Here is a 1,243-nt window from a genome sequence, read left to right on the forward strand (position 1 = left end):
CGCCCAGCCCCGGCAGCCGCCAGCAGGCGCCGCAGGCCCGTGGGGTCCTCGCGCCGGCCTGAAGCGGGATAGCCCAGGGTATGGGCGGCCAGGTTGGTGCGGCCGGCGGGCAGGGGGGCGATAGCGGGCATCGGCCCGGCCCAGGCTTGGGGCAGGGCGCTCAGCACCTCGCGCAGCGTGCCGTCGCCGCCATGCACCGCCACCACCTCCACGCCATCCGCCGCGAATTGCGCCAGGGCGGCGCCCAGGGCCTCCCGGCTTTCGGGCGCGGCATGGGGCAGGCGGGCGGCGGCCTCGGCCAGCCCTGCCTGCCCGGCATGGTGGCTGCTGCTGCGCGGGTTGCTGATGATGCCGATGCGCGGTGCCATCAGGCATCCAGCCAGGAGCGCAGCGGCCCGTGGCGGCGGGCCATGGCGGCCTGGATGGTGACCACCAACTGCTCGACGCAGCAAAGCGCCGTCCAGGCCGCGACCAGCAGGATGCCAATATCGGGCCGGCCGACCAGCGCCAGCGGAGTCAGCAGGATCAGGTTGGGGTTCCGCCGCGCCAGGATCAACCGGAAGAAGCTGTCGAAGCGCCGCCAGACATGGATATGCATGCCGAAGGCGCGGATGAAGATGCCTTCCTGAATGCGTTGCAGCACATAGCCGCCGAAGATGATGCTGCCTACCAGCCAGGGGTCGGCCAACGGCAGCCCGGCGGCGGCGCAGCCGGCGATCCAGGCCAGCCACCAGAAGGGCGGGTGGATCAGGTCCGTCAGATGGTCGAAGTAATTGCCGAACTTGGTGGAAGTCAGCGTCACCCGCGCCAGTTTGCCGTCCACGGTGTCGAGGAAGGTCATCAGCCAGCCGGCGATCAGCCCGGGGATGAAGTCGCCCTGGTAGAACCACCACATCGCCGCGAAGACCAGCAGCAGGCTGAAGCCGGTCACCTGATTGGGCGTGATGCCCAGCGCGGCGCAGGCGCGGGTGACATGGAAGGCCGGCACCGGCCACCAGTACTTGGTCACCACATCCGTCACGCCCTTGTAGGCGCCGCCGAACATCCGCCATTCCACCGCCCGGCGGCTTTCCGCCGTCAGCTCCAGCACATAGGCGGAGCCGCGCTTGCGCAGCGCCTGGTCATAGGCGCCCACCATCTCGGCCGGAGCGGCGGCGGCGAGGCCGGCGAAGGCCGGGTCCGTGGCGGGGGCGCCGGCCAGCAGCGCCTGGGCCACGGCCTCAGCCTGGGTGGCACCCGCCCC

General features: G+C 71.5%; 2 protein-coding genes. Both read right to left on the reverse strand.

The genetic code is table 11. The features are described 5' to 3' along the window. Positions 1-368: diacylglycerol/lipid kinase family protein (locus IBL25_RS26205; RefSeq protein ID WP_275296076.1), on the reverse strand; the 368-nt coding region annotated here is incomplete at its 3' end. After that, a partial coding sequence (locus tag IBL25_RS26210; protein WP_187781357.1) for a CDP-alcohol phosphatidyltransferase family protein occupies positions 368-1,243 on the reverse strand: 876 nt, incomplete at its 5' end. The genes IBL25_RS26210 and IBL25_RS26205, both read right to left, overlap by 1 nt.

This window comes from Pseudoroseomonas ludipueritiae (assembly GCF_014490445.1).
In the GTDB taxonomy this organism is placed as follows: Bacteria; Pseudomonadota; Alphaproteobacteria; order Acetobacterales; family Acetobacteraceae; genus Pseudoroseomonas; species Pseudoroseomonas ludipueritiae.